Origin of the sequence: Candidatus Kaistella beijingensis (assembly GCF_020084865.1) — a bacterium.
Classification (GTDB): Bacteria; Bacteroidota; Bacteroidia; order Flavobacteriales; family Weeksellaceae; genus Kaistella; species Kaistella beijingensis.
Genome location: NZ_CP071953.1, coordinates 2,054,139 through 2,079,490, shown reverse-complemented (window position 1 = coordinate 2,079,490; position 25,352 = coordinate 2,054,139). Strand labels below are relative to the sequence as shown.

General features: G+C 37.4%; 23 protein-coding genes. 9 read left to right on the top strand and 14 right to left on the bottom strand.

The genetic code is table 11. The features are described from left to right. Positions 1-104 precede the first annotated feature (104 nt). Both J4771_RS09710 and J4771_RS09705 read left to right on the top strand, forming a co-directional pair. Positions 105-725 (top strand): DUF502 domain-containing protein, encoded by a 621-nt coding sequence (locus J4771_RS09710; RefSeq protein ID WP_224134821.1) that lies wholly within the window; start codon positions 105-107, stop codon positions 723-725. A 141-nt stretch (positions 726-866) separates the two neighbouring features. Beyond that, positions 867-2,243 carry a tryptophanase gene (locus tag J4771_RS09705; protein ID WP_224134820.1) on the top strand — a complete coding sequence of 459 codons (1,377 nt, stop codon included), beginning with the start codon at positions 867-869 and terminating at the stop codon, positions 2,241-2,243. A gap of 7 nt (positions 2,244-2,250) precedes the next feature. On the opposite strand, the gene J4771_RS09700 is transcribed toward J4771_RS09705, so the two are convergent. The 3 genes from J4771_RS09700 to J4771_RS09690 all read right to left on the bottom strand — a co-directional run bounded on the left by J4771_RS09700 (position 2,251) and on the right by J4771_RS09690 (position 5,827). After that, positions 2,251-3,021, bottom strand: a complete 771-nt coding sequence (locus J4771_RS09700) for an alpha/beta hydrolase family esterase (RefSeq protein WP_224134819.1) — start codon at positions 3,019-3,021, stop codon at positions 2,251-2,253. A 41-nt stretch (positions 3,022-3,062) separates the two neighbouring features. Next, positions 3,063-3,539 carry a hemerythrin domain-containing protein gene (locus tag J4771_RS09695; protein ID WP_224134818.1) on the bottom strand — a complete coding sequence of 159 codons (477 nt, stop codon included), beginning with the start codon at positions 3,537-3,539 and terminating at the stop codon, positions 3,063-3,065. A gap of 161 nt (positions 3,540-3,700) precedes the next feature. Continuing rightward, positions 3,701-5,827 carry an elongation factor G gene (locus J4771_RS09690; RefSeq protein WP_224134817.1) on the bottom strand — a complete coding sequence of 709 codons (2,127 nt, stop codon included), beginning with the start codon at positions 5,825-5,827 and terminating at the stop codon, positions 3,701-3,703. A 235-nt stretch (positions 5,828-6,062) separates the two neighbouring features. On the opposite strand from J4771_RS09690, the gene menD reads away from it, so the two are divergent. Beyond that, positions 6,063-7,727: a 2-succinyl-5-enolpyruvyl-6-hydroxy-3-cyclohexene-1-carboxylic-acid synthase gene (gene menD / locus J4771_RS09685; protein WP_224134816.1), complete on the top strand. Its 1,665-nt coding sequence runs from the start codon at positions 6,063-6,065 to the stop codon at positions 7,725-7,727. 55 nt (positions 7,728-7,782) lie between these two features. Here the strand turns inward: menD and J4771_RS09680 are convergent, their stop codons facing one another. The 3 genes from J4771_RS09680 to J4771_RS09670 all read right to left on the bottom strand — a co-directional run bounded on the left by J4771_RS09680 (position 7,783) and on the right by J4771_RS09670 (position 11,992). Then, the gene (locus J4771_RS09680) at positions 7,783-10,329 is read right to left on the bottom strand and encodes a DUF5686 family protein (protein WP_224134815.1); all 2,547 of its coding nucleotides are present in this window, start codon (positions 10,327-10,329) and stop codon (positions 7,783-7,785) included. A gap of 75 nt (positions 10,330-10,404) precedes the next feature. Beyond that, complete coding sequence (locus J4771_RS09675) at positions 10,405-11,031, bottom strand: aminotransferase class IV (RefSeq protein ID WP_224134814.1); 627 nt, start codon at positions 11,029-11,031, stop codon at positions 10,405-10,407. Continuing rightward, the gene (locus J4771_RS09670) at positions 11,015-11,992 is read right to left on the bottom strand and encodes an aminodeoxychorismate synthase component I (protein ID WP_224134813.1); all 978 of its coding nucleotides are present in this window, start codon (positions 11,990-11,992) and stop codon (positions 11,015-11,017) included. The genes J4771_RS09675 and J4771_RS09670 overlap by 17 nt, the downstream gene beginning before the upstream one ends. A 57-nt stretch (positions 11,993-12,049) precedes the next feature. Here J4771_RS09670 and J4771_RS09665 point away from each other — a divergent pair, with 57 nt between their 5' ends. From J4771_RS09665 to J4771_RS09650, 4 genes are all read left to right on the top strand, one after another. Then, positions 12,050-12,790 (top strand): hypothetical protein, encoded by a 741-nt coding sequence (locus J4771_RS09665; protein ID WP_224134812.1) that lies wholly within the window; start codon positions 12,050-12,052, stop codon positions 12,788-12,790. 53 nt (positions 12,791-12,843) lie between these two features. Next, positions 12,844-13,575 carry a beta-carotene 15,15'-monooxygenase gene (locus J4771_RS09660; protein ID WP_224134811.1) on the top strand — a complete coding sequence of 244 codons (732 nt, stop codon included), beginning with the start codon at positions 12,844-12,846 and terminating at the stop codon, positions 13,573-13,575. A 76-nt stretch (positions 13,576-13,651) separates the two neighbouring features. Beyond that, positions 13,652-14,734: an AI-2E family transporter gene (locus J4771_RS09655; protein WP_224134810.1), complete on the top strand. Its 1,083-nt coding sequence runs from the start codon at positions 13,652-13,654 to the stop codon at positions 14,732-14,734. Between the two features lie 132 nt (positions 14,735-14,866). Further along, complete coding sequence (locus J4771_RS09650; RefSeq protein WP_224134809.1) at positions 14,867-15,133, top strand: DUF3820 family protein; 267 nt, start codon at positions 14,867-14,869, stop codon at positions 15,131-15,133. A gap of 60 nt (positions 15,134-15,193) precedes the next feature. On the opposite strand, the gene uvrB is transcribed toward J4771_RS09650, so the two are convergent. Then, positions 15,194-17,185: an excinuclease ABC subunit UvrB gene (gene uvrB, locus J4771_RS09645; RefSeq protein WP_224137810.1), complete on the bottom strand. Its 1,992-nt coding sequence runs from the start codon at positions 17,183-17,185 to the stop codon at positions 15,194-15,196. Between the two features lie 137 nt (positions 17,186-17,322). On the opposite strand from uvrB, the gene J4771_RS09640 reads away from it, so the two are divergent. After that, on the top strand, positions 17,323-18,558 hold the full coding sequence (locus tag J4771_RS09640) for a PQQ-dependent sugar dehydrogenase (protein WP_224134808.1): 1,236 nt from the start codon (positions 17,323-17,325) through the stop codon (positions 18,556-18,558). A gap of 38 nt (positions 18,559-18,596) precedes the next feature. After that, positions 18,597-19,109 carry a DUF6646 family protein gene (locus J4771_RS09635; RefSeq protein ID WP_224134807.1) on the top strand — a complete coding sequence of 171 codons (513 nt, stop codon included), beginning with the start codon at positions 18,597-18,599 and terminating at the stop codon, positions 19,107-19,109. A gap of 82 nt (positions 19,110-19,191) precedes the next feature. On the opposite strand, the gene J4771_RS09630 is transcribed toward J4771_RS09635, so the two are convergent. The 7 genes from J4771_RS09630 to aat all read right to left on the bottom strand — a co-directional run bounded on the left by J4771_RS09630 (position 19,192) and on the right by aat (position 25,348). Further along, complete coding sequence (locus J4771_RS09630) at positions 19,192-19,704, bottom strand: DUF6973 domain-containing protein (protein WP_224134806.1); 513 nt, start codon at positions 19,702-19,704, stop codon at positions 19,192-19,194. Positions 19,705-19,758: 54 nt separating this feature from the next. Next, on the bottom strand, positions 19,759-20,610 hold the full coding sequence (accD, locus tag J4771_RS09625) for an acetyl-CoA carboxylase, carboxyltransferase subunit beta (protein WP_224134805.1): 852 nt from the start codon (positions 20,608-20,610) through the stop codon (positions 19,759-19,761). Positions 20,611-20,734: 124 nt separating this feature from the next. Further along, the gene (gene fbaA / locus J4771_RS09620) at positions 20,735-21,802 is read right to left on the bottom strand and encodes a class II fructose-bisphosphate aldolase (protein ID WP_224134804.1); all 1,068 of its coding nucleotides are present in this window, start codon (positions 21,800-21,802) and stop codon (positions 20,735-20,737) included. A 276-nt stretch (positions 21,803-22,078) separates the two neighbouring features. Continuing rightward, positions 22,079-22,945 carry an NAD kinase gene (locus J4771_RS09615; RefSeq protein WP_224134803.1) on the bottom strand — a complete coding sequence of 289 codons (867 nt, stop codon included), beginning with the start codon at positions 22,943-22,945 and terminating at the stop codon, positions 22,079-22,081. A gap of 53 nt (positions 22,946-22,998) precedes the next feature. Beyond that, entirely contained in the window at positions 22,999-23,652 is a 654-nt protein-coding gene (locus tag J4771_RS09610; protein ID WP_224134802.1) for a CBS domain-containing protein, read from the bottom strand. Positions 23,653-23,822: 170 nt separating this feature from the next. Beyond that, complete coding sequence (locus J4771_RS09605) at positions 23,823-24,707, bottom strand: DMT family transporter (protein WP_224134801.1); 885 nt, start codon at positions 24,705-24,707, stop codon at positions 23,823-23,825. Further along, complete coding sequence (gene aat / locus J4771_RS09600; protein WP_224134800.1) at positions 24,704-25,348, bottom strand: leucyl/phenylalanyl-tRNA--protein transferase; 645 nt, start codon at positions 25,346-25,348, stop codon at positions 24,704-24,706. The genes J4771_RS09605 and aat overlap by 4 nt, the downstream gene beginning before the upstream one ends. Between the last annotated feature and the right edge of the window lie 4 nt (positions 25,349-25,352).

Sequence of the window (25,352 nt, the reverse complement as noted above, 5' to 3'; positions counted from 1 at the left end):
AGGATTTTAGTTTAAGGTTTGACGTTTAAAGTTTTTAAGAATTTTCTTACTTTTACTGAATCACATTACAGTTAAAATCTCGAATTTCGAAACCAAATTAAACAATGACCAAATCACGTATCGAACAGAACCTGAACCTATTGGCAAAATCCTTTTTTCAGGGTTTGCTGATAATTGGTCCGTTTGCTTTAACGGTTTGGATTATTTGGTATATCGTTTCGAGCATCGACAATATTATTCCCGCACTTTCAGAAAAAACCTACCCCGGAATTACCTTTCTCATAGTCATTGCAAGCACCACTTTGATTGGTTATCTTGGGAATAAATTCATTATTGGACGAGTTGTTGTGGACAGTTTCGATTACCTCCTCGAACATACTCCCGGAATAAAATTCATCTACACCTCGCTGAAAGATGTGATGACTTCTTTCGTGGGTGATAAAAAGAAATTCAACCAACCAGTTCTCATTAAAACTTCTGAAAACCCCGAAATTTGGCGTGTCGGATTTTTAACGCAGAGTGATTTATCTTCCGTTGGTTATCCCGATTATGTTGCGGTATATTTGCCGCATTCTTACGCCGTTTCAGGTTGGGTGGTTTTTGTTTTGGCGACCAACATCGTAATTCTTGAAAATGTGAGCGCTGCACAAGCAATGAAATTTGCGGTAAGTGGCGGTGTTGCAGGTTTTCATTCGGATGATAATGTTTTTAAAGCACCGGAATGAGAGTTTAAAGTTTACTCACGGAATCAACTTTTATTTGAGTTCGTGAATGCTTCGTATTTGAAGTTTAAGGTTTAAAGTTTTAAACCACTTCAAATTTATTTCAAAATTAACTTTAAACATCAACCTTAAACGGTAAACAAAATGCAACTCCCTTACGCAGAACCCTACAGAATAAAAATGGTGGAAGAAATTCGCCAATCCACCCGTGAACAAAGAGAACAATGGCTGAAAGATGCCAGTTACAATTTATTTAACCTAAAATCCTCGCAGGTTTTCATCGACCTTTTAACCGATTCCGGAACGGGAGCAATGAGCGACAAACAGTGGTCTGCTTTGATGACCGGTGATGAAAGTTATGCGGGTTCGAGAAGTTTTGAGCAACTTCAAGAAACTGTTCAAAATATTTCAGGCTACAAATATCTGCTTCCAACTCACCAAGGAAGAGCCGCAGAAAATGTGCTGTTTTCGGTTTTGGTAAAAGAAGGAGACGTTATTCCAGGAAACTCCCATTTCGACACCACCAAAGGACATATCGAATTCCGAAAAGCTCATGCGATCGACTGTACTGTGGGTGAAGCTTTCGATATTGAAAACCTTTTCCCTTTCAAAGGAAACATCGATTTAGAAAAACTGGAAAATGTTTATAAAACCTATCCTAAAGAAAAAATACCTTTTTGTTTAATTACCATTACGTGTAATTCCTCCGGCGGACAACCTGTTTCACTGGAAAACATGAAAGCGGTGAAAGAACTTTCAGACCGTTATGGGATCCCGATTTATTTCGATTCTGCCCGTTTTGTGGAGAATGCTTACTTCATCAAGAAAAGAGAAAAAGGTCAGGAAAACCGCACCATCAAAGAAATTTGCAAAGAAGTTTTTTCTTATGGAGTTGGGATGACCATGAGTTCCAAGAAAGACGGCCTTGTCAACATCGGTGGATTTATCGCCTTGAATGACGAAAATGTTTTTAATATCGCTTCCAATTTTACCATTATTTACGAAGGCTTCATTACTTATGGTGGAATGGCAGGACGAGATATGGCTGCTTTAGCGGTTGGTTTAAATGAAGCTACAGAATTTGAATATTTGGAAAGCAGAATTTCTCAAGTCGAATATCTCGGAAATAAACTAATAGAATTCGGAATCCCAATTCAGAAGCCTATTGGTGGACATGCGGTGTTTATCGATTCATTAAAATTTTTACCTAATATTCCGCGTGAAGAATATCCAGCGCAGACTTTGGCCAACGAAATTTACAAAGAAGCCGGCATCCGCACCGTTGAAATCGGCACTTTATTAGCCGACCGTGATCCACAGACGAGAGAAAACCGCTACCCAAAACTAGAATTGGTTCGTTTGGCGATTCCGAGAAGAACTTACACGAACAATCACATGGATTATATTGCGGTTGCCATAAAAAACGTTTACGACCGAAGAGAAGAAATTCTGAAAGGCTACAATATTACTTGGGAATCGGAGATTTTACGACATTTTACAGTGAAGTTGGAAGAAGCGTAAAGTTAATCTACCGCGAATGTCTTTGAAAAAAATTTACGATTTTTGGAATTGAAGATGCAGGGAATTCATGTCCGGCATTTTTTTCTTCAATGACTAACTCTGTGTTTTCGATTCCTGTGAAAGTTGTGGTGTCGCCATTGTGAACTGCAGAACTTTCGTCAATCTGCAAATTTTTTTTCACGATGGGAATCGACATTTTTTGTGTGTCGTAAGGAACCAGCGGATCATTTTTTCCCATACTCATCCAAATGGAAACGGGTTTCGCATTTCTTGCCATCATTCCACCTTGTGCGGCGGCTGAACATATTGCCGCAATTTTTTCACCGCGTTCCTTCCATAAAACATTTACAAATCGCGCTCCGTTGGAATGACCGACCAAATAAATTCTACGCTCATCGATGGAGAATTTATTCTGTAAATTTTTCAAGACCTCATCAAAGAACAGCACATCACGATTTCCGTTTTCATTGGGAAACATTTGCCAACCGTTCAAAAGTCCTTTTTTATCGATAACATAACCTGAAGTTCCGGGAATTCCCTGCATGAAAACCACCATTGCTTCTGGAAACTCATGTTGGAAGTTTATTTTTTGCGAGGCATTTTTCGCGTTCCCGCCATGTCCATGGAAGATGAAGACCACTGGAATTTTTTGTGATTTTTGAGATGGTTCAAAAACTAAAGCTTTCCGTTCAACATTGTTGATATTGAAAGTAAATTCTTTCTGAGCGAAGAAACAGGTAGAAACACAGAGAAAAAGTAAAATCTTGAAATTTTTCATCATTCCGTTTTTAATGAATACTAATCGGCTTTTTGAGGTTATTATTTTTTCCAAAACTCGTCTTCGTAATTTTCAACGGCGAAATGTTCTTCACCGTGTAGAATTTCACCGATTTTTTCTAATTCATCTTCTGAAAATGTTTCTTCGAGATATGGGAAAAGCTGCCGTTCTTCAAATCTTGTGTGACCATCAACCAAATCTGCAAGTTCGTTGAATAAAACATAACTATTTTCCTTAGCTTTCACATTAATTTCGTTGATTTTTGCGAGAATTAATTGATGTTCATTCAAAGCACGTTTTACCATTTCATCATTAAAATCTGTAAAAAGCAGCTTTTCTTCGGTTTTAAAATGATGCTGAATATGATTTTGATAAAACCAATTGACGTATTTTGTAATTCTTTCGGGATTGATTTCAGCTTTTACGCCGTTTCGCAATTTCCAACAAAAAAGTAATGTGGCGTGATGTTCGCGAGAAACAGGAACCAGGTTTTCGTTTCTTTTTATGGGTTTGTTCATATTATAATTTTGACTTCAACAAAGTTAAGGATAATTTTTAATCGGACTTTATTATCTTAATATCAATTTAAATGAAAAATCCTTCAAGGTTAATTTTCTTGAAGGATCTTTTAAAACTTTGTCAAAGATTTTAACTTTGACAAGGTGGATGCAAAGTGGGTTTACATTTCCACAGCTTCAGCAGCGTGTTTTTTCACCAATTCCTGCTGAACATTTGGCGGAACGAGTTGATAATCAGAAAAACGCATTGTGAATTTTGCCTTTCCTCCGGTGATGGATCGCAGATGTGAACCGTAGTCGTTCATTTCTGCCAAAGGAACTTCTGCAAGAATTTTTTGATAATGTCCTTCCGTATCCATTCCGGAAATGATTGCGCGTCGTGTTTGCAAATCGCCCATTACATCGCCGGTTGAATCGTCCGGACAAAGAATTTCCACGTGATACATCGGTTCCAAGAGTTGCGGATGCGCTTTTTGGAAGGCTTCTTTAAACGCTCCTGCTGCTGCCAATTGGAAGGAAATATCGTTACTGTCCACACTGTGCATTTTTCCATCATACACAGAAACGCGGATGTTTTGACAAGGAGAACCCGTGAGTGGACCGTTTTTCATTTGCGACATAATTCCTTTTTTTATCGCGCCGATGTAACGGTTGTCTATAGCGCCACCAACGATGCACCAGTAGAATGCAAATTGTCCGCCCCAAGGTAAATCTTCCACGTCTTTTTGGCGGATGTTCATTCCGGTTGGTTCTTCCATTCCCTCGTAGAAATTTTCTACGCGCATATGGATTTCACCGAATTGTCCGGCTCCACCCGATTGTTTTTTGTGGCGATAATCGGCGTCGGCTTTTCCGGTAATGGTTTCTCGGTAGGAAACTTTTGGATTTTTCATTTCCATTTTTACGCCGAATTCTTTTTCCAACCGCTGTTTCACCAAATCAATGTGCAGTTGTCCCTGTCCTCCAAGAATGGCTTCGTGTGTTTCGTGATCGATATCCACTTTCAGCGTCGGGTCTTCTTCTTTAATTTTATTCAGTGCAGCAAAAAGTTTCTCTGTTTCGGCGGAAGATTCTGCGGAAACCGCTTTTCTTACACGGCTTTCAGGAAATTCCATCGGGCGAATTTTTCTATTCAAACCTTTGGAATTTAGTGTATTATTGGTGTGTCCAGATTTTAATTTCACGGTAACGCCCAAATCCCCTGCTTCCAATTGTGCAACTGGCGTTCTGTCTTTACCTTCGGCTACAAAAAGTTGGGAAATTCTTTCCACTTCACCATTATTGGCGTTGATCAGTTCGTCGCCCGGTTTTATAGTTCCGCTCAAAACTTTGAAGTAAGAAACCATTCCAACTTGTGGTTCTGTGGTGGTTTTATAAATGAAAATCGTGGTTTTGTCGTTCGGGTCGTAGGCAACTTCACTACCATCTTCCATCACACGTTTTGGTCTGTCCAAAGGAGACGGAGCAATTTCATTAATGAAGCCCATCAATCTTCCAGTTCCCATATCTTTCAAACCGCTTGTTACGAAAACCGGGAAAAACTGTTGTTTTGCAATGGCAATGGTAATTCCTTTCGCAAGCTCTTCTTCGGAAAGATTTCCTTCCTCAAAATATTTTTCCATTAAACCCTCCTCATTTTCTGCAGCAATTTCTACCAAAGCGTTGTGCATTTCGTTTGCTTTTGACATTTCGCTTTCAGGAATTGGTTTCTTTTCAGGTTTACCGCCGTTTGCAGGGAATTCGTACATCACCATTCTCAACGCATCAATAATCTGATTGAAATTTGCTCCTGAATTATACGGATACTGAATCGGAACCAATTTAGAACCAAATCTATCTTTCGCCTGCTCCAAAGTTTTATCGAAATCAGCTTTCTGATGATCCATTTGATTGATCACGAAAATTGTTGGGGTCTGATTTTTTTCCACGTATTCCCAAACGAGTTCAGTTCCTACTTCTACACCGTTTGCAGCGTTTAACACAATTACAGCGGTATCTGCAACTTTTAACGAAGAAACGACTTCGCCAACGAAATCGTCAAATCCGGGAGTATCGATAATGTTTATTTTGTTATTGCGCCAATTCACGAACATTTGGTGTGAGAAAATGGTTTTTCCTTTCTCATGTTCAATGTCGGTATTGTCACTCACCGTGTTCTGTGATTCTACAGTTCCACGGCGTTTAATCTCTCCGCCTTCGAATAACATGGCTTCAATGAGCGTGGTTTTGCCACTGTCGGAATGACCGAGCATCACCACGTTTCGTAAATTTTGGGTATTGGTACTCATATCTCTATTTATTTAAGTTTCACGTTTGATATGATTTAAAGTTGTTTGATTTTGTTTGATTTAAATTAAACGATCAAATCTTCCTTTTTTTTCGGAAACTAAAGTTACAAAAGATTTAGATTGGTTTTGAGAAATTTTAAATTTTGAAATAATGATTTTTGGCAGTAAAATTTTAACAGCAAACAATCGGATCTAGAATTTTAATTATCAGTAAATTTGCCTATCAATTTTAATCATGAAGCAATTTTCTTCCAAGCGAAGCATCCAGATTTTAGCACATCTTCTAAAAGAGTACGGAATTTTCAACTTTGTAATCTCTCCAGGTTCAAGAAACGCACCTTTAGCAATTCATTTTTCGGAAACAGATGAATTCAATTGTTACAGCATTGTGGATGAAAGAAGTGCGGGTTTCGTAGCTTTGGGAATGGCGAAAAGCGAGAAAAAACCTGTAGCAATAACTTGTACAAGCGGTTCTGCGGCGGCAAATTATTATCCTGCAATTACAGAAGCGTTTTATCAGAACGTTCCTCTTCTGGTTTTAACAGCAGACCGACCAACCGATTTTGTTGATATTTTTGATGGACAAACCATTCGTCAAAAGGATTTGTATTCGCAGCACTCTTATGGAGACTTTCAGCTATTGGAGGATGGAAAAGAAAATGCGGATGAACAAAATTTTGATTTAATCAAGAAAGCCATCGAATTGTGCTTCGAGAAAAAAGGTCCGGTTCACATCAATATTCCTTTGGAAGAACCGCTTTATGAAATGGTTTCTGAACTTCCGACTTTTCCGCCTGTTGAAAAAACGATTCAGAAAAAATCGTTTGAAATTCCATCAAATCTTGTGGCGGAATGGAATACTTCAAAACGAATCATGATTTTGGTCGGAACTCGTGATTACAGCGAAGAACTGGAAATGCAACTCTCACAATTGGTTAAAAATCATAGCGCTGTTGTTTTGTGTGAGGCGAATTCCAATTTAAGAAATGAAAATTTTTTCTCTCATATAGACCGATATATCTATAATTTCAGCGAAGAAGACTATAAAACGTACGCTCCAGAATTGTTGATTACGGTTGGACAAAACGTGGTTTCAAAAAAAATAAAACAGTTTTTGAGAAAGGCAAGACCGAAAAATCATTGGCATATCGATGAAGTTTGGCAACCCGATACTTTCTTTTCTTTAACCGAAAAAATTGAAACTTCCGCTGAAAATTTTTTCTCTAAATTGCTGAATTTCGCGAAATTAGAACCACAACCTTTTTATAATTTGTGGGATGTTTTACGGGATAAAAAAGATTTGAAACATCAGGAATATTGCCTTTTAACCAATTTTTCGGATTTCAAATTTTTTGAATCGCTTTCTTCTAAATTGCCAGAAAATATCAATCTTCATTTCAGCAATTCGTCCGCAATTCGTTATGCGCAACTTTTCGACTTCAACAAAAACAAAGTCTATTGCAACCGAGGAACGAGCGGAATTGACGGCTCCACTTCCACTGCGATGGGATTTGCGATGCGCAATAAAAACCAAACGGTTTTGGTGACGGGAGATTTGAGTTTTTTCTACGACATCAACGGTCTTTGGAACAATTACATCCCACCTTATACCAGAATTATAATTTTCAATAATGGCGGTGGAGATATTTTTAAAATTATTCCAGGACCGAGTTCCACAAATGCTTTGGACGAATTTATTTTGACCAAACATCACAAAAACGCTGAACTTCTTGCGAAACATTTTGGCTTCGGTTACACGAAAGTTGATGAGGAAGACACGCTTTTACGTGTCCTTGAAAATTTCTTTAAACCAGATCTAAAAGCGAAAATTTTGGAAGTAGATACTTCTGCGGTGGAAAATGCGGAAGTTTTGAAAGGATACTTCGAGTTTTTGAAGTAATTGATTTCTCTCGCAGATTTGAGCAAAAAAACCTCCAGCATCCATCTTCCAGCCTCTAAAAATTCATCTGCAAACCAAACTTCACCCCAAATTTTGAAACTTCGGGACGGTCGAGGTAATTTCCGCGCCAGTTGAAATCGAGTCGAAGTAATTTGAAGTTTCCGAAACCAATATTCTCCAAACCAAATCCGTATTCGTAATAAATTTGTTGGTCAGGAGCGGAGTATAGCGTGTTTTCAAAATTGATATTTTTGGATACTTCGCTCAAAGTTCCATACGCACCACGGAAAAAGACGAGTTCCCTCATTTTCAATTTCTTGATCAAAGGAAGATAAGAAATCAACTTTCCGTTAAAATGATGTTCAATATTCAACGTAGAGTAAGCATCTGCAACAAATTCGTAATACTTCAGCAACGCAAAAGTTCCGGGAATCAAGTTGTAGGATTGGTTTCCAGGAATAATATTTTGTAAAGCAAGCGGAACGGTGTTGAAGTTTTTCCCTGCCTCGAAATTGATAATGGTTTTTCCGTAATTCCCTAAAATAATTGGTTGCGAATACAAAAACTGAAGTTTGTTATAATCAAAATCTCCTTTCAAAACATTCTCAAATCCGTGCGTAAATTTTAGAACAAAAACTGGAGAAAGCGTGGTAAACTCATATCGGTCAACGCCATACTGTGAATACTTTGCGCCCGGTTTTGCAATTAAACTGAAAGTCGTGTGAAAATCATTGGTTTCTGATTTCAACTCGCCTTTTTTGTAAAAATCCAAATTGAATTTTGTGGGATTAGCCGACTTAATATTTTGTAAAGACGCATCCAAACGAACCTGAAAATTTTTCACAGGTTCTATGGAAAAAAACAAATTATTCTGTCGCAACCAGCTCAAAGAAGAGTTACTCCCTGAAGAAAAAATCGAGGAAGAAGCGAACGAACGGTTCATAATTCCATCGTCATTGGTTAATTGTGCGCCAAGCTGTATCACGTCATTTCTTCCGCCAAAACCAATTGTGGCGCGGTTTTCACGATTGAACATGTATCTACCTTCAAAACCGTATTTCCATTTTTGGTCTCTGAATCCATACGCAGTGTAACCTTCGATTCGCCAAAGATCGTTGTGTGAAAAATACGTTCTTGCACCCGCTCTCAAACGAAAACCTTCCACCTCGTTATAACCAAAAACGGAAAAAATGTCACCAAAATCAATCGCTTTCCAAGCGTTAATGTAACCTGAATTAACAATTTCCACCGCATTAACAATCCGTTTGAATTTTGGAACCTGCTCCAATTCCGACACCATTTTATAGATGTTCTTTTCAGTTTCTTCCAATGGTTCCGTTCTTTCTTTGTCCCAGAATTCATCGGGTTTTTTCAGGTTTTCGTCACTTAAAGTCTGATTGTTTTCAGCCAAATGTTGGTCATCAAAATCAGTATTGAATAAGTAGTCGCTAAAAACCTGCGTCCTTTTGAAAACCGCACCTTTCGCATCTTTTTTCTTGCTGAAAATTGACATCTCCAACTCGGAATAAGTCCGTTTAGCAATGAAAACCGAATCATTTGGTGCGTCATATTCTGTTTCGAGATAGATTCCATTCACGAAATTCATATTGATTTTGTTGGTCGATTTCAAGGTTGCTTTTACAATATTATACGTGTCTTTCGAGATGTATAAAACCCCTTGAAACGCCAAAACCTCCTTTCTTTTCGGGAAATATTTTATTTCATAGGCATCTGTTCCGTCCACGACAAGCGAATCCGACAAAGTATAATCATAGGTTGCAAATCCATCGGTTCCAACCGGACTTGGAAATCCTATATTAAAGAAATTGAGCGTGTTATCATATAAATTCACTTCCTTGAACTGGTTTTTCGCCGTAGAAGCAATGAGTTCATTATTATTGAATCCCGAAAATTTGTTGGCAAGAATTATTTTGTTTTCCTTTTTTTCGGGCTTGTTTTTTCCGTAGATTTTGTAAAGCGTTTCGTTCAGGAAGACGGGTAAATTCAACTTTTTATCAAAGTCGGAAGAATCGGCATATTTAAAGACAAACTCCAATTTGTTGAAAATTTTCTTGTCCATGAACGCCGAATCAATATTGCTTATCCCGATCTCAATTTTTTCATATTCTTTGAATTGATAATCGTCGTAATTAGCCAAGCCATTGGTTTTCTTTCGTTTCCAAACTTCCTGCATAATGGCGTAAGCTGGATTTTCTTTTTTGTTTTTGTATTTTTTTTTGTTACCGGCGACCAAAACGACCTCCTGAATTTGCTCCACTTTTTCAGGCTGCATTTTCACGGTTAAATTTTCGAAAATTAAATTTTGAAAATTTACAATTTCTGTCTTAAAATTTTTCTTTACAAATGTTGCCGTTGCAACTCCAGAGTCAGATTGTATCTGAAATTTCCCGTCCGCAGAAATCATCTCCGATTTTTCCTTATTATTAATGAAAATCTCAACTCCCGAAATCGGTTTTTGAGTGTTTGCATCAACAATTTTCCCAGAAATCTTATTTTGGGAGTATGAAAAAGTAGCAGTAAAAACTAAAATTAAAAGTTGTAAAACCCGAGCAAAAGGCTTTATTAACTGAATTTCTTTCATTATAAATCAGCAGCAAAAAGTGGGAAAGTTAAAAGCGAAAATCAGACCAAATCGCTGATTTTAAGCGGATTTCAATCAAATCTCAAGATATTCTCCGCTTTCAGGCAGATTGGTGATTTTAGAAATCGGATAAATAAACATGTCGTCGAAATCGTTCATCGAATTAATAATCTGAAAGTGAGAGAATTGCTTAAGATTCTGCGGGGTAATTTCCACTTCTTTAATCTTTTTGTTTTTCAGCAAATGTTGTCGCTGAACACCATTCAGAAGAAATGTATTTGGCGTAAACCATTCCTTTCCCTTTTTGAAAAGCAGATTTGAAAACGAGGTGTCGGTAATATGATTATTTTTTACGATGATGATTTCGTCAGCTTTTGCCTTGATCTTCATTCTTTCAAACTCTTTTCGGTCTTCAAATTTGAAGGAATAATCGTACAAATTATTTTCAACCAACTGGAAATCATTGATTTCCGAAATCGCATACGGAATCATTTGCGTTCTAAAACTTTTATCCAAATCATAAGAAATTCGGAGTTTGAACAAACCGTCTTCATCGTGATTTAAACTTTTGAAAATCTTACCCAAATCGATGGAGCCTTCTTTCCCAAAATTGGCGAAAGTCTCATTGACACGCTTTTGGTGAAGGTCGAGAAGAAATATTTTTTGGTCTTCTATTTTAATGCTTTCAAAGAATTGGGACATAAATTTTGTTTTTCATTTCTTGATATTCGTCGACTAAATTACTCAAATGTGTGATTCCGCCACCACTTTTGAAGTACATTTTTCCATTTTCTTTTTCGATGAACCGAATCATCACACAGGAATCGAGATTTTTCCCGTCAAACCAACCGCAAACTCCAGTATAAAAACCACGTTCGTAAGTTTCCGCCTCCAAAATAATTTCCAAAGTTTTTGCTTTTGGCGCACCGAGAATCGAACCTGCAGGAAGTAAAGTTTTTATCACGCTTCCAATTTTATTTTGAAAATCCGGTTTCAATTTTCCCGAAATTTCAGAACTCATCGCATACAGATTTTTCTGTTTGGTTTTAATGAAGTCTATTCGTTGAAATTCAATCACTTGAACTTCATCGGCAACCATGCTCAAATCGTTTCGCAGTAAATCGACGACAGTGTAGTGTTCCGCTTTTTCCTTCACATCATTCTTTAAAACCTCCACTGCGTTTTCTTTTGTAGCATCAATTGTTCCCTTCATTGGATGCGTAAAAATTTCATTTTCAATAATTTCAACAAAAGTTTCAGGGGAAAAAAATACGAATTTGTCTGGATACAAAACTTTGTATTTCGCTTTTGAAAAATGAAAAATTTCTTCTAAAGAAAAATTGGTTTCAATTTCGGTTTTGCAGGTATAATTGGTGAGATAAGAATTTCCGAGTTTAAGGTTTTTTTGAACAACATCAAATCCTTTTTTATACGTTTCCTTTGATTGCGGGAAAGAATGAAGTTCAAGGATTTTATTTGATTTGTGTGGGAAACTGAAGTTTGTAAACTTTTCAAAATCAATTAACAAGCTCGATGCTGATAATTCATTTTCTGTAAAAACTTCCACTTTTTCCATTAAGAAATCCACCATAAAAAAGAAAGGAACTTTCTGCTGTGAAAGTTCATCCATTCGATTAAAATTCGGGTGAAATATGGAATTCATTGGTGCAAAAATACAGCTTTTAGAGTTTAGCCAAGTTCTTTTCCTTACTTTTGCCGCATGGAAAAAAATTATCCTCAACAATCTGGAATCAAGGCGATACTTTTAGACGCTTTTAATTATTGGAACAGAACCATCTCGTTTCAGGTCATGTACAGTTTGCTCTACTTCTCGCTGTTTTTTCTTGGCTATTTTTACCTTTTCAGATATTTTGGACTTTGGGATGAATTTGCACAATATCAAGATTTGGCAAGAACCGATTTCCCCGCCTTCAACCAAAAAATGCAGGAAATTGCCCAACTTCCACAAACGAGAAATTTTGCGTTGGCTGTGTTCGGACTTTTCGCACTTATCAATCCTTTAAATGTGGGTTTTTACAAAATTTATAGAAAACTCGATTTAAAAGAAAAACCTCAAATGAACGACCTTTTCGCCGGTTATCTAGGTTTCGATTTTTTCAAATTTTTTGGATTTTACCTGTTTTGGATGATTATTTTCACTTATGCCAATTCATTGCTGATTTTGGGAATTGTTTGGGTTTTCATTACCCTATTCTCCATTCCCCTGATGTTTTTTATGGATGTGAAAACCTTTGAGGGAATTGGTTTGACCATTAAAGGTTTGAAGCGTGATTTTGTAACAATTTTAATTTCAGTGATTGTTGCTTTGCTCTTTAGTTTAAGCGGAATTCTTCTTTTCGGATTTGGTTTCCTGTTCACTTTCCCGTTTTGGAATGCGGTGATTTATTCTCTTTACAAAAATTATTATCACGAAAATGAAGGAAATTTAAAGCAGATTTAATTCATTATTTCAGTAAAAATTCTAAATTTGAGCAACATTAAAAAATATAAACGATGGACTTTCAAGAATTTAGTCAACAAAATCAGCCGCAGAAATCCACTTCGGAAATAATTTCCCACGCTTTTGAAACGTATAAAGGCGTCTTCCTGTACGCAATTTTGGCGATGGTGCTTTACTTTGTGGCATCAATGCTTATTCAGCCGATTTCAGGATTTGATTCTCGTGCATTTTCGGAAGAAATTACTTCTGCAGATGGGGATTTCACTTCAATTGATATTTGGTCGATTCCAGGTATGAAGCTTTATTATGGTCTCTCAGGACTTTTGGGATTGCTCTTGGCGCCGCTTTATGTAGGTGTGATTTATGTGGCGAACAAATACAATTTTAAACAACCTGTCAACTTTTCGGATTTATTTATCGGTTACAAGCAAAATTTTTTAAACATTGTTATTTACAGCTTGATCTCTAGTATTATATTTACGGTTACTTTCATGATGTGTTTACTTCCAGGATTATTGGTAATGCCGTTCCTGATGTTGGGTTACCCAATCTTGCTGTTTGAGAACGCTAGTTTTGCCGACGCTTTAAGCAAATCTTTCAACATTGCCAAAGAAAATTATGGAACCTTTTTAGGTGTTTCGTTACTTTCTTTATTAATCAGTATTTCAGGAATTTTACTTTGCGGAATTGGAATTATTGCAACAATGCCTTTCTTTTTGGTAGCGATGTACTCCATTTATTGCGCATTTTTAGGAAGACCGCGACAAATTGAATTCAAAAATTAATTTTAGGCAACAAGTCAATAATTATCGTACTTTTGAAAGCAACAGAATTTCCTGTTGCTTTTTTTAAATAGAAAATATGCCGAACCGAAAACACCAAATCAGCGGAGTGAAAATAAAGCAGATTTTTTTGCTTCTCGTCATCATCGTACTTATCGGGTTGATTTGCACGAACCTATCGATGTTTATCCCATCGGTTTTGGGAGCGATTACGCTTTATATTATTACACGAAAATACAATCTTTACCTACAAGAAGTCAAAGAATGGAAACCGTGGCTTGCTTCCACCGTTTTAATTTTGGCGACTTTATTTATCTTGATTTTGCCAATATATTTCATCGGAGATTTGCTGATTGAAAAATTGGGAAATGCTTCAGCTTATATGCAGAAATTCAATGTTTTTGTAGATAAAATTCATGATTTCGTTTACCAGAAAACGGGCTTTGATATTTTAAGCAAAGACAATTTAGACGAGCTTAAAAAGAATGTTGGAAAACTCTCCACGAATGCATTAAGTGGAACTTTCAATACGTTGACCGTGGTGATGTCAATGTATTTCATTCTCTACTTCATGTTAGAGAAACCAAGGCTTTTTGAAAGATTGATCAAAACTTCTGCTCCATTAAAAAAAGCAAACGTAAATTTACTGGGGGAAAAAATTCAAAAAATGGTCATTGCAAACGCGATCGGAATTCCGGTTGTGGCGGTTGGACAAGGTTTGGTTGCGTTGATTGGTTATCTGATTTTTGGTGCACCAAGTGCGGTTTTACTTTTCGCTTTAACCTGCGTTGCATCAATGTTGCCCATTGTAGGAGCTGCGATTGTTTACGTTCCGGTTTGTATTTTTATGATTGCGGAAGGAAATATTGGTCCCGGTTTAGGTTTGGCTGCCTATTGTTTGATTGCAGTTGGATTAACCGATAACTTATTGAGATTCACTCTTTTGAAAAGATTAGAAAACATTCATCCTTTAAATACCGTTTTTGGAATTATCATGGGAATGAATCTTTTCGGTTTTATGGGTTTGATTTTCGGACCGATTTTGATTTCAATTACCGTTCTTTTAATTCAGGTTTATCGGGACGAATTCAGCAGCGACGAGAATGAATTGATTATGCCGGAACCGAAGGAGATTGAGAAAAAGATTGATTTAACTATCTAATTGGTGCAAATTGGCGCAAGGTGCAATTGTTGCAAAGGTTAGAAGTAGAATTTTTTAAATTTTTCGAACTTTTAAAATACTTCGATTAAATCTCCGAAAACAAAATCAAATTAAATCAAACCAAATCAAATAATGTCAAACGAATTTCCGAATCCCGAAATACTAAAAGAAATCTGCGAAGTTGAAATGCCTTTCGGAAAATATAAAGGTACCATTCTCGCCGATTTGCCTATCAATTATTTGGAGTGGTTTCAGCGCGAAGGAATGCCAAAAGGAAAATTGGGAATGCAACTTTCAACAATTTATGAAATAAAATTAAATGGTTTGTTGGATTTGTTGACACCAATTCGTGGAAAAGTAGATTATGCAAAACCGAAGAAGAGGGTTTATAAGTTTTGATGTAATTTCTCACAGATTTAAACAGAAATAATCAAAATCTGTCAATCGCATTGTGAGCAATCAACCCTTCAACACCGAAATCTCATCCCTTAATTTCGCAGCCGTAATAAAATCCAAATTTTTTGCTGCTTTTTCCATCGCTTTCTGTTTTTCGGCAATCACTTTTTCTAAATCTTCGCTTCCGTAACTTGCTCTTTCTTCTGCCACTTTCTGCAAAATTTCTTTTTGGGTATATTTTGAATCCGGGAAATCTTTGCTTCTTCCCACCAAAACTTCGGAGATTTTTTTGTTTAAAGCCGTTGGAACCAATCCGTGTTTTTTATTGTATTCCATCTGCTTTTCACGGCGGTAATTGGTTTCGTCAATCGTTGCCTGCATTGATTTGGTGATTTTGTCGGCATACATAATCGCTTTCCCATTGATATTTCTTGCAGCTCGACCAACCGTCTGAATCATCGAACGGCGCGAACGAAGCATTCCTTCTTTATCAGCATCCAAAATCGCCACCAACGAAACTTCCGGTAAATCGAGACCTTCACGCAAAAGGTTTACTCCAACCAACACATCGAAAAGTCCGACACGCAAATCCTGCATAATCTGAATGCGTTCCAAAGTTTCGACATCGGAATGAATGTAACGTGTTCTGATTCCGAATTTTGTAAAATATTTGGTAAGTTCTTCCGCCATTTTTTTGGTTAAAGTCGTCACCAAAGTTCGTTCGTCAACTTCCGCTCGTTTTTGAATTTCTTCCATTAAATCATCAACTTGGTTTAAGGAAGGTCGAATTTCAATCACAGGATCCAAAAGTCCTGTGGGACGAATAATTTGCTCGATATATTCACCCCCGCTTTTTTCAAGTTCATAATCAGCGGGAGTTGCGGAAACATAAATCACCTGATTTTGCATCCCTTCAAATTCCTCAAATTTCAAAGGTCGGTTATCCATTGCCGCAGGAAGTCGGAAACCGTGTTCCACCAAAACTTCTTTTCTGCTTCTGTCTCCGCCGTACATCGCATGAACTTGTGGAATCGTTACGTGACTTTCATCAATCACCATCAAATAATCCTTTGGAAAATAATCGAGAAGACAGAACGGACGCGAATCGGGAAGTCGTCCATCAAAATATCTTGAATAATTTTCAATTCCGCTGCAATAACCGAGCTCCTTCATCATTTCCAAATCGAGTTCGGTTCTTTCCTGCAAACGTTTTGCTTCAAATGGTTTTTCGATTTCATTAAAGAAATCCACCTGTTTTACCATATCGTCCTGAATTTCACGAATCGCATTTTGTTGCGTTTCTTTAGAAGTCACAAACAAATTCGCGGGATAAATTTGAATTTGGTCAAAATTCGCCATCACATTTCCGGAAACAGGGTCGAAACTTTGAATGGTTTCAATCTCATCGCCAAAAAACTGAATTCGAATCGCATTGTCCGCATAAGCTGGATAAACATCCACAACATCGCCTTTTACCCGAAATGTTCCGCGCTGAAATTCGTTTAAAGTTCTCGCATACAAAGCATTCACCAAAGAATGAAGCAAATTCGTGCGCGACATTTTCTGATTTTTCTCAATGGAGATCAATGACTTATTAAATTCGGTCGGATTTCCGATACCGTAAATGCAGGAAACCGAAGCAACAATCAAAACATCTCTTCTTCCAGAAAGCAAACTCGCCGTTGCCGAAAGTCGCAGTTTTTCTACTTCTTCGTTGATGGACAAATCTTTTTCGATATAGGTGTTTGTCGAAGCGATAAATGCTTCCGGTTGATAGTAATCGTAATAACTCACGAAATATTCCACGGCATTTTCAGGGAAAAATTCTTTAAATTCCATGAAAAGTTGCGCCGCCAAAGTTTTGTTGTGCGCCAAAACTAAAGTTGGTTTCTGCACATTATTCACCACATTTGCTACTGTAAAAGTTTTCCCGGAACCGGTCACGCCGAGAAGCGTTTGGTATTTTTCGCCAATTTCGAGACCGTTTGTCAATTTTTCGATTGCTTGCGGTTGGTCGCCGGTTGGTTGATATTCTGATTGAAGTTGGAAGTGCATCATTTTTTTAACGTAAAAAACACAGAAGTAGTTTGTGATTGAGTCTCACAAAAATACAAAATTGTAAATGGAAATTTACTACACTTTTCCTCGGAACAATTTTTGATACCACTAAAACCAATCACAACCCATTTTATATGAAATCTCTATTCAGCAAAGGCATTCCGCTTTTCGGCTTAATTCTTTTAATTTCATGCGGCGGAAATTCGAAATCTCAAAATACTCAAAACGAAACCGTTGTCGAAAACGGCAAACTTCCAAATCCCGAAACTTCAACCCCAAATTCACCCGAATATAAACCGGCATTTTCAGGGCAAACAAGAATTGAAGGCATTAAAACCTCAACTCCATATCAAGTTGAAGCCATTAATTCTGAATTAGGAAAACCTTGGGGAATTACCAATTTACCCGACGGAAGATTTTTAATTACAGAAAAATCGGGCTTTATGAATATCGTTTCTGCGGATGGAAAAACCATTTCTAAAGTCGAAGGTTTTCCAAAAGTAGATTCTCGCGGACAAGGCGGACTTTTGGATGTTGCGCTTGACCCTGATTTTAATAACAGTCGAATGATTTTCTTTAGCTTTTCTGAACCTGTTTCCGGTGGAAATCACACTGCAGTTGGAAAGGGAAAACTTTCAGCGGACGAAAAAAATATTGAAAATCCAACCGTGATTTTCCAGGCAACGCCAACTTATTGCGGAAGATTGCATTACGGAAGTCGATTGGTATTTGATAAAGACGGAAATCTTTTCGTGAGCACCGGTGAACGTTCAGATTTGCAGACACGGGCTTTTGCCCAGAAACAGGATTCTTATTTAGGAAAAGTTTTAAAAATCACCAAAGACGGAAAACCTGCTCCCGGAAATCCAAATATTTCAGGATGGAAACCTGAAATTTATTCCACCGGTCACCGAAATCCGCAAGGAATGGCGATGGATGAAAAGGGACAACTTTGGGAAGCGGAAATGGGACCGAGAGGCGGCGACGAACTCAATTTGATCCAACCCGGAAAAAATTACGGATGGGGCGACGTAACCTACGGAATTGAATACAGCGGCAAAAAAATCAACAACGGAACCACGCAAAAAGCAGGAACAGAACAGCCTGTTTATTATTGGTATCCATCGATTTCCATGAGTGGAATTACTTTCTATACCGGGAACATTTCGGAGTGGAAAAACAATCTTTTTCTTGGCTGTTTAGGTGGTGAGAAAATTATCCGACTAGTTATTAACGACAATAAAGTTATTGGTGAAGAATGGCTTTTGGAAGATAAAAAAGACCGAATTAGAGATGTTCTCAATGGAAACGATGGAAATCTCTATGCTGTTTCCGACAGTGGAAAACTGTATAAGATTTCTAAAAAATAAAGTTTTATCTTTGCACCCTTAAATTTTAAATAACAATTATGAAAAAATTAGTAGTTGCTTTGATGATTGGTGCTTTCGGTTTTGCTAATGCACAAACTGACGCTTTCAAAGGTTCAGGTGATTTAAAGGCACAGGTTGGTGCAAACTTCCAAAAATGGGGAACTGGAATTCAAGCTTCTTTGGACTATGGTTTAGGTGAAAGTTTCTCCATCGGAGCAGTTGGTGGATACGTTTTAGGATTCAAAGAATTTACAGGAGTTGATAAACCATCTGCTGATCAAAGATTTGACTTGAAAGCAAGAGCAAGCGCTCATCTTGGTGACGTGATTGGACTTCCTCAAAATGTTGATCTTTACCCTGGTTTGGATTTAGGTTTGAAAAACTTCGGTGGTCACGTTGGAGCAAGAGTTTTCTTTGATAAAGGATTTGGTCTTTTCACGGAAATCCAATTCCCAATCGCTAAGTTCAAGAAAGAAGCCGCAGTTTACGAACTGTTAAACAACCAGTTCAATGTTGCTGTAGGAGCATCTTTCGACATTTCTAAAAAATAATTCTGTGCGAATTTTGTATAAAACCATCAGCAAAAGTTGATGGTTTTTTTTATTTTTAAACTGTAAATTGCTTTAATACAATTTAATATTCTTTTAAATAAACCAATTCATTCCCAAATTCATCATTAAGGTTTTTAAGAACTTTTGCGGTTTTTGTTTTCTCGAAAAGTTGGTCAACGAAAAAGTTAGTTTCAAAAAACTGACGGTGAATTCCTTTCAGCATTTCCATGAATAAATCCATTCCCACTTTGTTATTGTGCAAATCCATTTTGGTTTCTAATGGTTCGTTTGGGAAAAGTTCTTCGTGCAAATCGGTCATTCTTTTACAGAAGTCCAACGATTTTTTTGGCGACGAAATTTTGCAGCAATACATCATAATCAAACAACTCCAAAGTGCGTGACGAAAAGCATTCCCGATTCCGTTGTTGGAATTGGTTTCGGGAAAATACTTTTGTGCAATCGCAAAGCTTTTTACAGTTGCATAAAATCCCAAAATTGAAAACAAAGGATGAGGAACTGTCAATCTTAGAAGTTTGACAATCTTAGCAAAACTCAATGTCTTTAAAGTGTTGATGAAAATTCTTGCTATCCTCATAAAAGAAATCCCACCTAAATTAGGTGAGATTTTTATGGTTTTGTTACAAATAAATCAAGCGTTGGTCAACAAATTCACGGTTTGTGAAACTTTTTGTTTCATATCGGTTCTTTTCACAATGAAATCTACGAAGCCCTTTTCCTGCAAAAATTCTGAAGTTTGGAAACCTTCCGGCAAATCTTTTCCAATGGTTTCACGGATTACTCTTGGTCCCGCAAAACCAATCAAAGCTCCCGGTTCTGCCATGATAATATCGGCGGTCATTGCGAAAGACGCGGTAATTCCACCGAAAGTTGGGTCACACAAATAAGCGATATATAAAAGTCCAGCTTCTGAAAGCTGCGCCAATTTCGACTGAACTTTCGCCAACTGCATCAATGAATACGTCGCTTCCTGCATTCTTGCTCCACCTGACTGACAAATAATCATGTAAGGAAGTTTGTTTGCGATACAGTAATCCACCGCTCTTCTAATTTTTTCGCCCATCACAGAACCTAAAGAACCACCGATGAATGCGAAATCCATACAGGAAACTACCATTTCGGTTCCGTTCACTTTTCCGACAGCATTTCGGATGGAATCGTTCAGTTTGGTTTTGGCTTTTACTTCCTTTAAACGGTCGGAATATGCTTTTGTATCTTTAAAGTTGAGCATGTCCACACTTTCCACGTTGGCGTCGAGCTCAGTGTATTTATTGTCATCAAAAAGAATCGAATAAAACTCGTTGCTGCCGATTCTCACGTGGAAACCGTCTTCCGGAGAAACGTAATTGTTGGCTTTGAGTTCCTCGTGCTCAATAATTTTTCCGGTCGGAGTTTGATGCCAAAGTCCTTTTGGAACGTCCTTTTTATCTTCCGTGGAAGTAGTGATATTTTTTTCTTTTCTTCTAAACCAATCGAATGCCATGGGAAATTTTGTTTAAAGTTTAAAGATCCACTTTATAGGTAGAATCTAAATAATTTCAGGTTCAAAGTTAAAAAAAGAAATCTTCTCCGAGAAGAAAATTTCTTTTTAAATGTATCAAAAATTCTTATAGAGTATTGATGTTGTTCAAATCTTCAAACGCCTGAACTAATCTTGCGCCGAAAGTTTCCTCACCTTTTCTCACCCAAACTCTTGGATCGTAATATTTTTTGTTTGGTTTATCGTCTCCATCAGGATTTCCGATTTGCGATTTTAAAAATTCGATATTATTGACCATGTAATCTCTAATTCCCTCAGTATAAGCGAATTGTAAATCGGTGTCGATATTCATTTTAATTACGCCATAATCAATTGCCTCTCTGATTTCTTCCAAAGACGAACCTGAACCACCGTGGAAGACGAAGTTAATCGGCTCTTCTCCTGTTCCGAATTTTTCCTGAACATATTTTTGAGAATTATCCAAAATCTTCGGCGTCAGTTTCACGTTGCCCGGTTTGTAAACGCCATGTACGTTTCCGAAAGCTGCAGCAATCGTAAAGTTTGGAGAAATCGCTTTCAATCTTTCATAAGCATAGGCAACTTCATCGGGTTGTGTGTAGAGTTTGGAAGAATCTACACCTGTGTTATCAACGCCATCTTCTTCACCTCCGGTTACGCCTAATTCAATTTCCAAAGTCATTCCCATTTTTGCCATTCTTTCGAAATATTTGCAGGAAATGTCAAGGTTTTCTTCAATCGGTTCTTCCGACAAATCCAACATGTGCGATGAATAAAGAGATTTTCCTGTTCTTGCAAAAAATTCTTCGTTGGCATCCATTAAACCATCAATCCATGGGAGAAGTTTTTTGGCGCAGTGGTCGGTATGAAGAATTACGGTTGCTCCGTAAGCTTCAGCAAGCGTGTGAATATGTTGTGCACCCGCGATTCCGCCAAGAATTGCCGCTCTTTGTCCGTCGTTGTTCAAACCTTTTCCTGCGTTGAAAGCTGCACCACCATTTGAAAACTGAATAATAACCGGCGAATTGAGTTTTGCTGCGGTTTCCATGGTCGCGTTCACATTGCTCGAACCGATAACATTTACCGCCGGAAGTGCAAATTTATTTTCTTTGGCGTACTGAAAGATATCTGTAACCATTTGTCCTGTGGCAACACCTGCCGGAAACTTTCTGCTCATAATTGAAGTTTTTTAATAGAATTATTTTTTGTTGTTTTTAGAAACGTAAAGTTACGGATTTTGCGGGAATTAATTTGGATTCTGAAGCATGAAAATTATTCTGTTGAGATTTCTCAATTCGTTCGAAATGACAATTGTCTTTTATATGAGAAATGCGGCGAGGATTGGCGCGGCTTCGCCGCACCAATCCTCGCCGTCGACAAATAATAATTGAACTGTCATTTCGAACGAAGTAAGAAACCTTTAAAATGAAAAAAATGAAAAGAAAATAAGCGACTAATTTCTCTTGTCATTTCCCCAAAGCAGTTTTTGACGAATGGTTTCGTAAAAACTTAAGTTGTTTGGATGAATTAATGAAATCTGAAACTTCGCCTTCCTTAAGATGACTTCCACATCCGTTTCCATGTGAAAAAGGCGGGAATCGAGCGAGAGTGTGTATTGCGGAACACGGCTTCTTACTTTCAAACGAATTTCCACTTTATCGTTGACGATGAGCGGACGAACATTCAAATTATGCGGAGCAATAGGCGTGATGACAAAATTTTCATTATTTGGCGTGATGATAGGACCGCCGCAACTTAAAGAATACGCAGTAGAACCTGTAGGTGTTGAAATTATGACGCCGTCTCCCCAAAAAACATTCAGAAATTCGTTGTCGATGTAGGATTCCACGGTAATCATTGCGGTGGTTTCTTTTCTGGAAATCGTTAAATCATTCAATGCAAAAGGAAAAAACATTGATTTATTGGGCGATACAATTTCTATGACAGAACGTTTGCTGATTTTTACTTCACCTTTAATAATATCGTCGAGTTCAAGGAAAACTTCTTCTTTGGTAAAACTTGCGAGAAAACCGAGTCGTCCCGTGTTCACTCCAACCACCGGAATTTCCAAATCCTGCACGAAAAGTAGCGAGTTGACAATCGTTCCATCTCCCCCGAAAGTGAAAAACAGATCCACTTTCTTTGTCTTTAAATCTTCTTTTCCTGCAAAGGTTTCGAAAATTTTCGAAAACTGCATCGCATTCGCCATCTCCTCATACAAAACCGCCTGAACTCCACGTTTTTCGAGTTCAGAAACGAATTTGCTTAAATACAGAAAAGTATCTAAATCGCTTTTTTGTGAATAAATGGCAGCTTTCATTAATTACAATTTTCTAAATTTTTATTAACCCAATGAGCGCAAAATCATTTTAATCAAAACTCTAAATATTTTTGGAAAAAGCCGAAACGGTCTTTCAGCAGTTCTTCTTTTTCGTCGTCGTAATATTTGTGAACCACGTTGTAGCCGTATCTTTCAAAAGTTTCATCAATGGAACTTAAATTGTCGCTGCTAATTTTCAAAGTCACCTGAATATCGTCCTCAATAATTGAACTGATGTAGCAACCATAAATTTTGGCGTTGTTCGACTCCACAATTTTGCAGATTTCAGTCATGGAATAATTCTTCTCATTCACCTGTACCACCAACAATGCTCCGTTCTCCGAGAACAAAGGATATTTCGAAAACTCGCTGAAAATATCGTCGCATGAAAGGTAGCCTCTGTATTTTTCGTCTTTGGAAATAATGGGAACCACATTCGCATTGAAAGTATGGAAAAGCTTGATGGAATCTAAAATATGGCCATCGTCAAGAATTGCAAATTTCTCGAAATGAATGGCAAGAGAAGCCAAATTCCCTTCCGGACTTTCCTCCAAAAACGACTGACTTATCGCACCTTGATAAATTCCCTTCTTCTTCACGAAAACATGGGTGTAGCCAAATTCTTGGGCAATTTCGTTGGCTTCTTCTATGGAATCGCTGATGTTGAACGCGGGGTAATCTTTGGAAATATAATCTTTGATAAACATTAGTCAAATTTAGGAAAAATCTTAATTAGAGCGGCATTAATAAAAATAATTTAAAATTTAAAGGAAAAAATTTGCAACATAATAAAACAATTATATATCTTTGTCGCCTTTCATTTTTACTTTTTATTAGATTTATTTCAAACTGCGCTGTCTTTTGACAATGCAGTTTTTTATTTTTCGTCTAAAGGTTTCGCTCGTAGAAATATCAAGCCCGCCAAAATGATCATGCCACCAAAACCTTGCATTAATGTTAGTTTCTCTCCATCTAAAACGCCCCAAATTACAGCAACAATCGGCATTAGTAAAGTTACCGTGGACGCGAAAAGCGGCGTGGAAATGTTGAGCAATCTGTAATTCATCATCATTGCTAAACCCGTCCCGAAAATGGAAAGTAAACTGACAAATCCAAGTCCCACTAATAAGTTTTTATCCGCTTTAAAATCATTAAAAAATCCTGCAAATACCAGTGAAATTAGCGATGGCAGAATTAAGACAAAAGAAAAAACAAATGCGGAAAGAGTTTTTGCGGGAATAGCGTTCAGTTTTGACTTCACCGTTGTCGTACTAATCGCGTAACAAAGCGTTGCAAGAAGAAGCAGTAAAATCGGAATCAATTTGATTTCTCCTCCTTCACCACCTGAAATCGCCAAAATGCAAGCTCCTGTAAAACTAATGGCAACTCCGAATAATTGGCGTTTGGTGGTTTTAAATTTCCAAATTAAAGCGCCTACAATAATGACAAAAATAGGCATCATTGAATTGATAATTCCCGCAATGCTACTGCTGACTTTGGTTTCCGCAATCGGGAAAAGAAACATCGGGATGAAATTTCCTGTTAAAGCGGCGAGAATCAACCATTTAAAATGCTTTTTCGGGAATTTTTTGATGTTCATTATGGCGAGTGGAAGTAAAATAATTCCTGCGATCAAAACCCGTAAAGCACCGACTTCATAAGGGTTGAAATGGTCGAGTGATTTTTTGATTAAGATGAATGAAGAACCCCAAATAATGGAGAGTATCGCAAGCAAAACCCATTTTTCTTTTTCCGGATTCATTGGTTTTCTTTTAAAATTTTTAAATAGTCCAGTTTGGGAATCATCGTTGCACCGAGACTTTCCAAATGTTCGGTATGAATTTGACAATCAATTAATTGCAGTTCTTCTGAATTTTTTTGCACGAAATTGATAAAGCCCGCTTTCGAGGCGTTACTTACTTTTGAAAACATACTTTCTCCGCAAAAAACTTTTCCGATTTGAACGCCGTAAAATCCACCGACCAATTCTTTATTTTGCCAAATCTCCACACTTTTTGCGATTCCGTTTTGGTGAAGAATTTCGAACGAATTAATCAACTCATTGGAAATCCAAGTTCCATCTTGGTCCTTTCTATAAGCGTTCTTGCATTCTTCCATCACTCTTCTGAAACATTGATTTTCGGTAAAAGTGAAAACTTCATCGCGTAGAATTTTCTTCATGGATTTAGAGACCTTCAATTGGTTCGGAAAAATGACAAACCTCGGATTTGGACACCACCACAGAATTTCTTCACCTTCATTAAACCATGGAAAAAGCCCAAGTTGATAAGCAAAAAGTAATCTTTCTGGTGATAAATCGCCGCCAATTGCCATCAAACCACTTTCTGATTCTAGAAAGTGCGGGTCTGGAAAAGAAATTTCGTTGGGACTCAGATAAACCATTTTT

Coding starts and splice junctions, on each gene's coding strand:
- J4771_RS09680 (WP_224134815.1), bottom strand. CDS start 10,329: ATGAAAGAAATTCAGTTAATAAAGCCTTTTGCTCGGGTTTTACAACTT.
- J4771_RS09630 (WP_224134806.1), bottom strand. CDS start 19,704: ATGAGGATAGCAAGAATTTTCATCAACACTTTAAAGACATTGAGTTTT.
- J4771_RS09615 (WP_224134803.1), bottom strand. CDS start 22,945: ATGAAAGCTGCCATTTATTCACAAAAAAGCGATTTAGATACTTTTCTG.
- J4771_RS09665 (WP_224134812.1), top strand. CDS start 12,050: ATGGAAAAAAATTATCCTCAACAATCTGGAATCAAGGCGATACTTTTA.
- J4771_RS09610 (WP_224134802.1), bottom strand. CDS start 23,652: ATGTTTATCAAAGATTATATTTCCAAAGATTACCCCGCGTTCAACATC.
- fbaA (WP_224134804.1), bottom strand. CDS start 21,802: ATGAGCAGAAAGTTTCCGGCAGGTGTTGCCACAGGACAAATGGTTACA.
- uvrB (WP_224137810.1), bottom strand. CDS start 17,185: ATGCACTTCCAACTTCAATCAGAATATCAACCAACCGGCGACCAACCG.
- accD (WP_224134805.1), bottom strand. CDS start 20,610: ATGGCATTCGATTGGTTTAGAAGAAAAGAAAAAAATATCACTACTTCC.
- J4771_RS09655 (WP_224134810.1), top strand. CDS start 13,652: ATGCCGAACCGAAAACACCAAATCAGCGGAGTGAAAATAAAGCAGATT.
- aat (WP_224134800.1), bottom strand. CDS start 25,348: ATGGTTTATCTGAGTCCCAACGAAATTTCTTTTCCAGACCCGCACTTT.
- menD (WP_224134816.1), top strand. CDS start 6,063: ATGAAGCAATTTTCTTCCAAGCGAAGCATCCAGATTTTAGCACATCTT.
- J4771_RS09690 (WP_224134817.1), bottom strand. CDS start 5,827: ATGAGTACCAATACCCAAAATTTACGAAACGTGGTGATGCTCGGTCAT.
- J4771_RS09650 (WP_224134809.1), top strand. CDS start 14,867: ATGTCAAACGAATTTCCGAATCCCGAAATACTAAAAGAAATCTGCGAA.
- J4771_RS09700 (WP_224134819.1), bottom strand. CDS start 3,021: ATGAAAAATTTCAAGATTTTACTTTTTCTCTGTGTTTCTACCTGTTTC.
- J4771_RS09605 (WP_224134801.1), bottom strand. CDS start 24,707: ATGAATCCGGAAAAAGAAAAATGGGTTTTGCTTGCGATACTCTCCATT.
- J4771_RS09640 (WP_224134808.1), top strand. CDS start 17,323: ATGAAATCTCTATTCAGCAAAGGCATTCCGCTTTTCGGCTTAATTCTT.
- J4771_RS09710 (WP_224134821.1), top strand. CDS start 105: ATGACCAAATCACGTATCGAACAGAACCTGAACCTATTGGCAAAATCC.
- J4771_RS09635 (WP_224134807.1), top strand. CDS start 18,597: ATGAAAAAATTAGTAGTTGCTTTGATGATTGGTGCTTTCGGTTTTGCT.
- J4771_RS09675 (WP_224134814.1), bottom strand. CDS start 11,031: ATGTCCCAATTCTTTGAAAGCATTAAAATAGAAGACCAAAAAATATTT.
- J4771_RS09705 (WP_224134820.1), top strand. CDS start 867: ATGCAACTCCCTTACGCAGAACCCTACAGAATAAAAATGGTGGAAGAA.
- J4771_RS09695 (WP_224134818.1), bottom strand. CDS start 3,539: ATGAACAAACCCATAAAAAGAAACGAAAACCTGGTTCCTGTTTCTCGC.
- J4771_RS09660 (WP_224134811.1), top strand. CDS start 12,844: ATGGACTTTCAAGAATTTAGTCAACAAAATCAGCCGCAGAAATCCACT.
- J4771_RS09670 (WP_224134813.1), bottom strand. CDS start 11,992: ATGAATTCCATATTTCACCCGAATTTTAATCGAATGGATGAACTTTCA.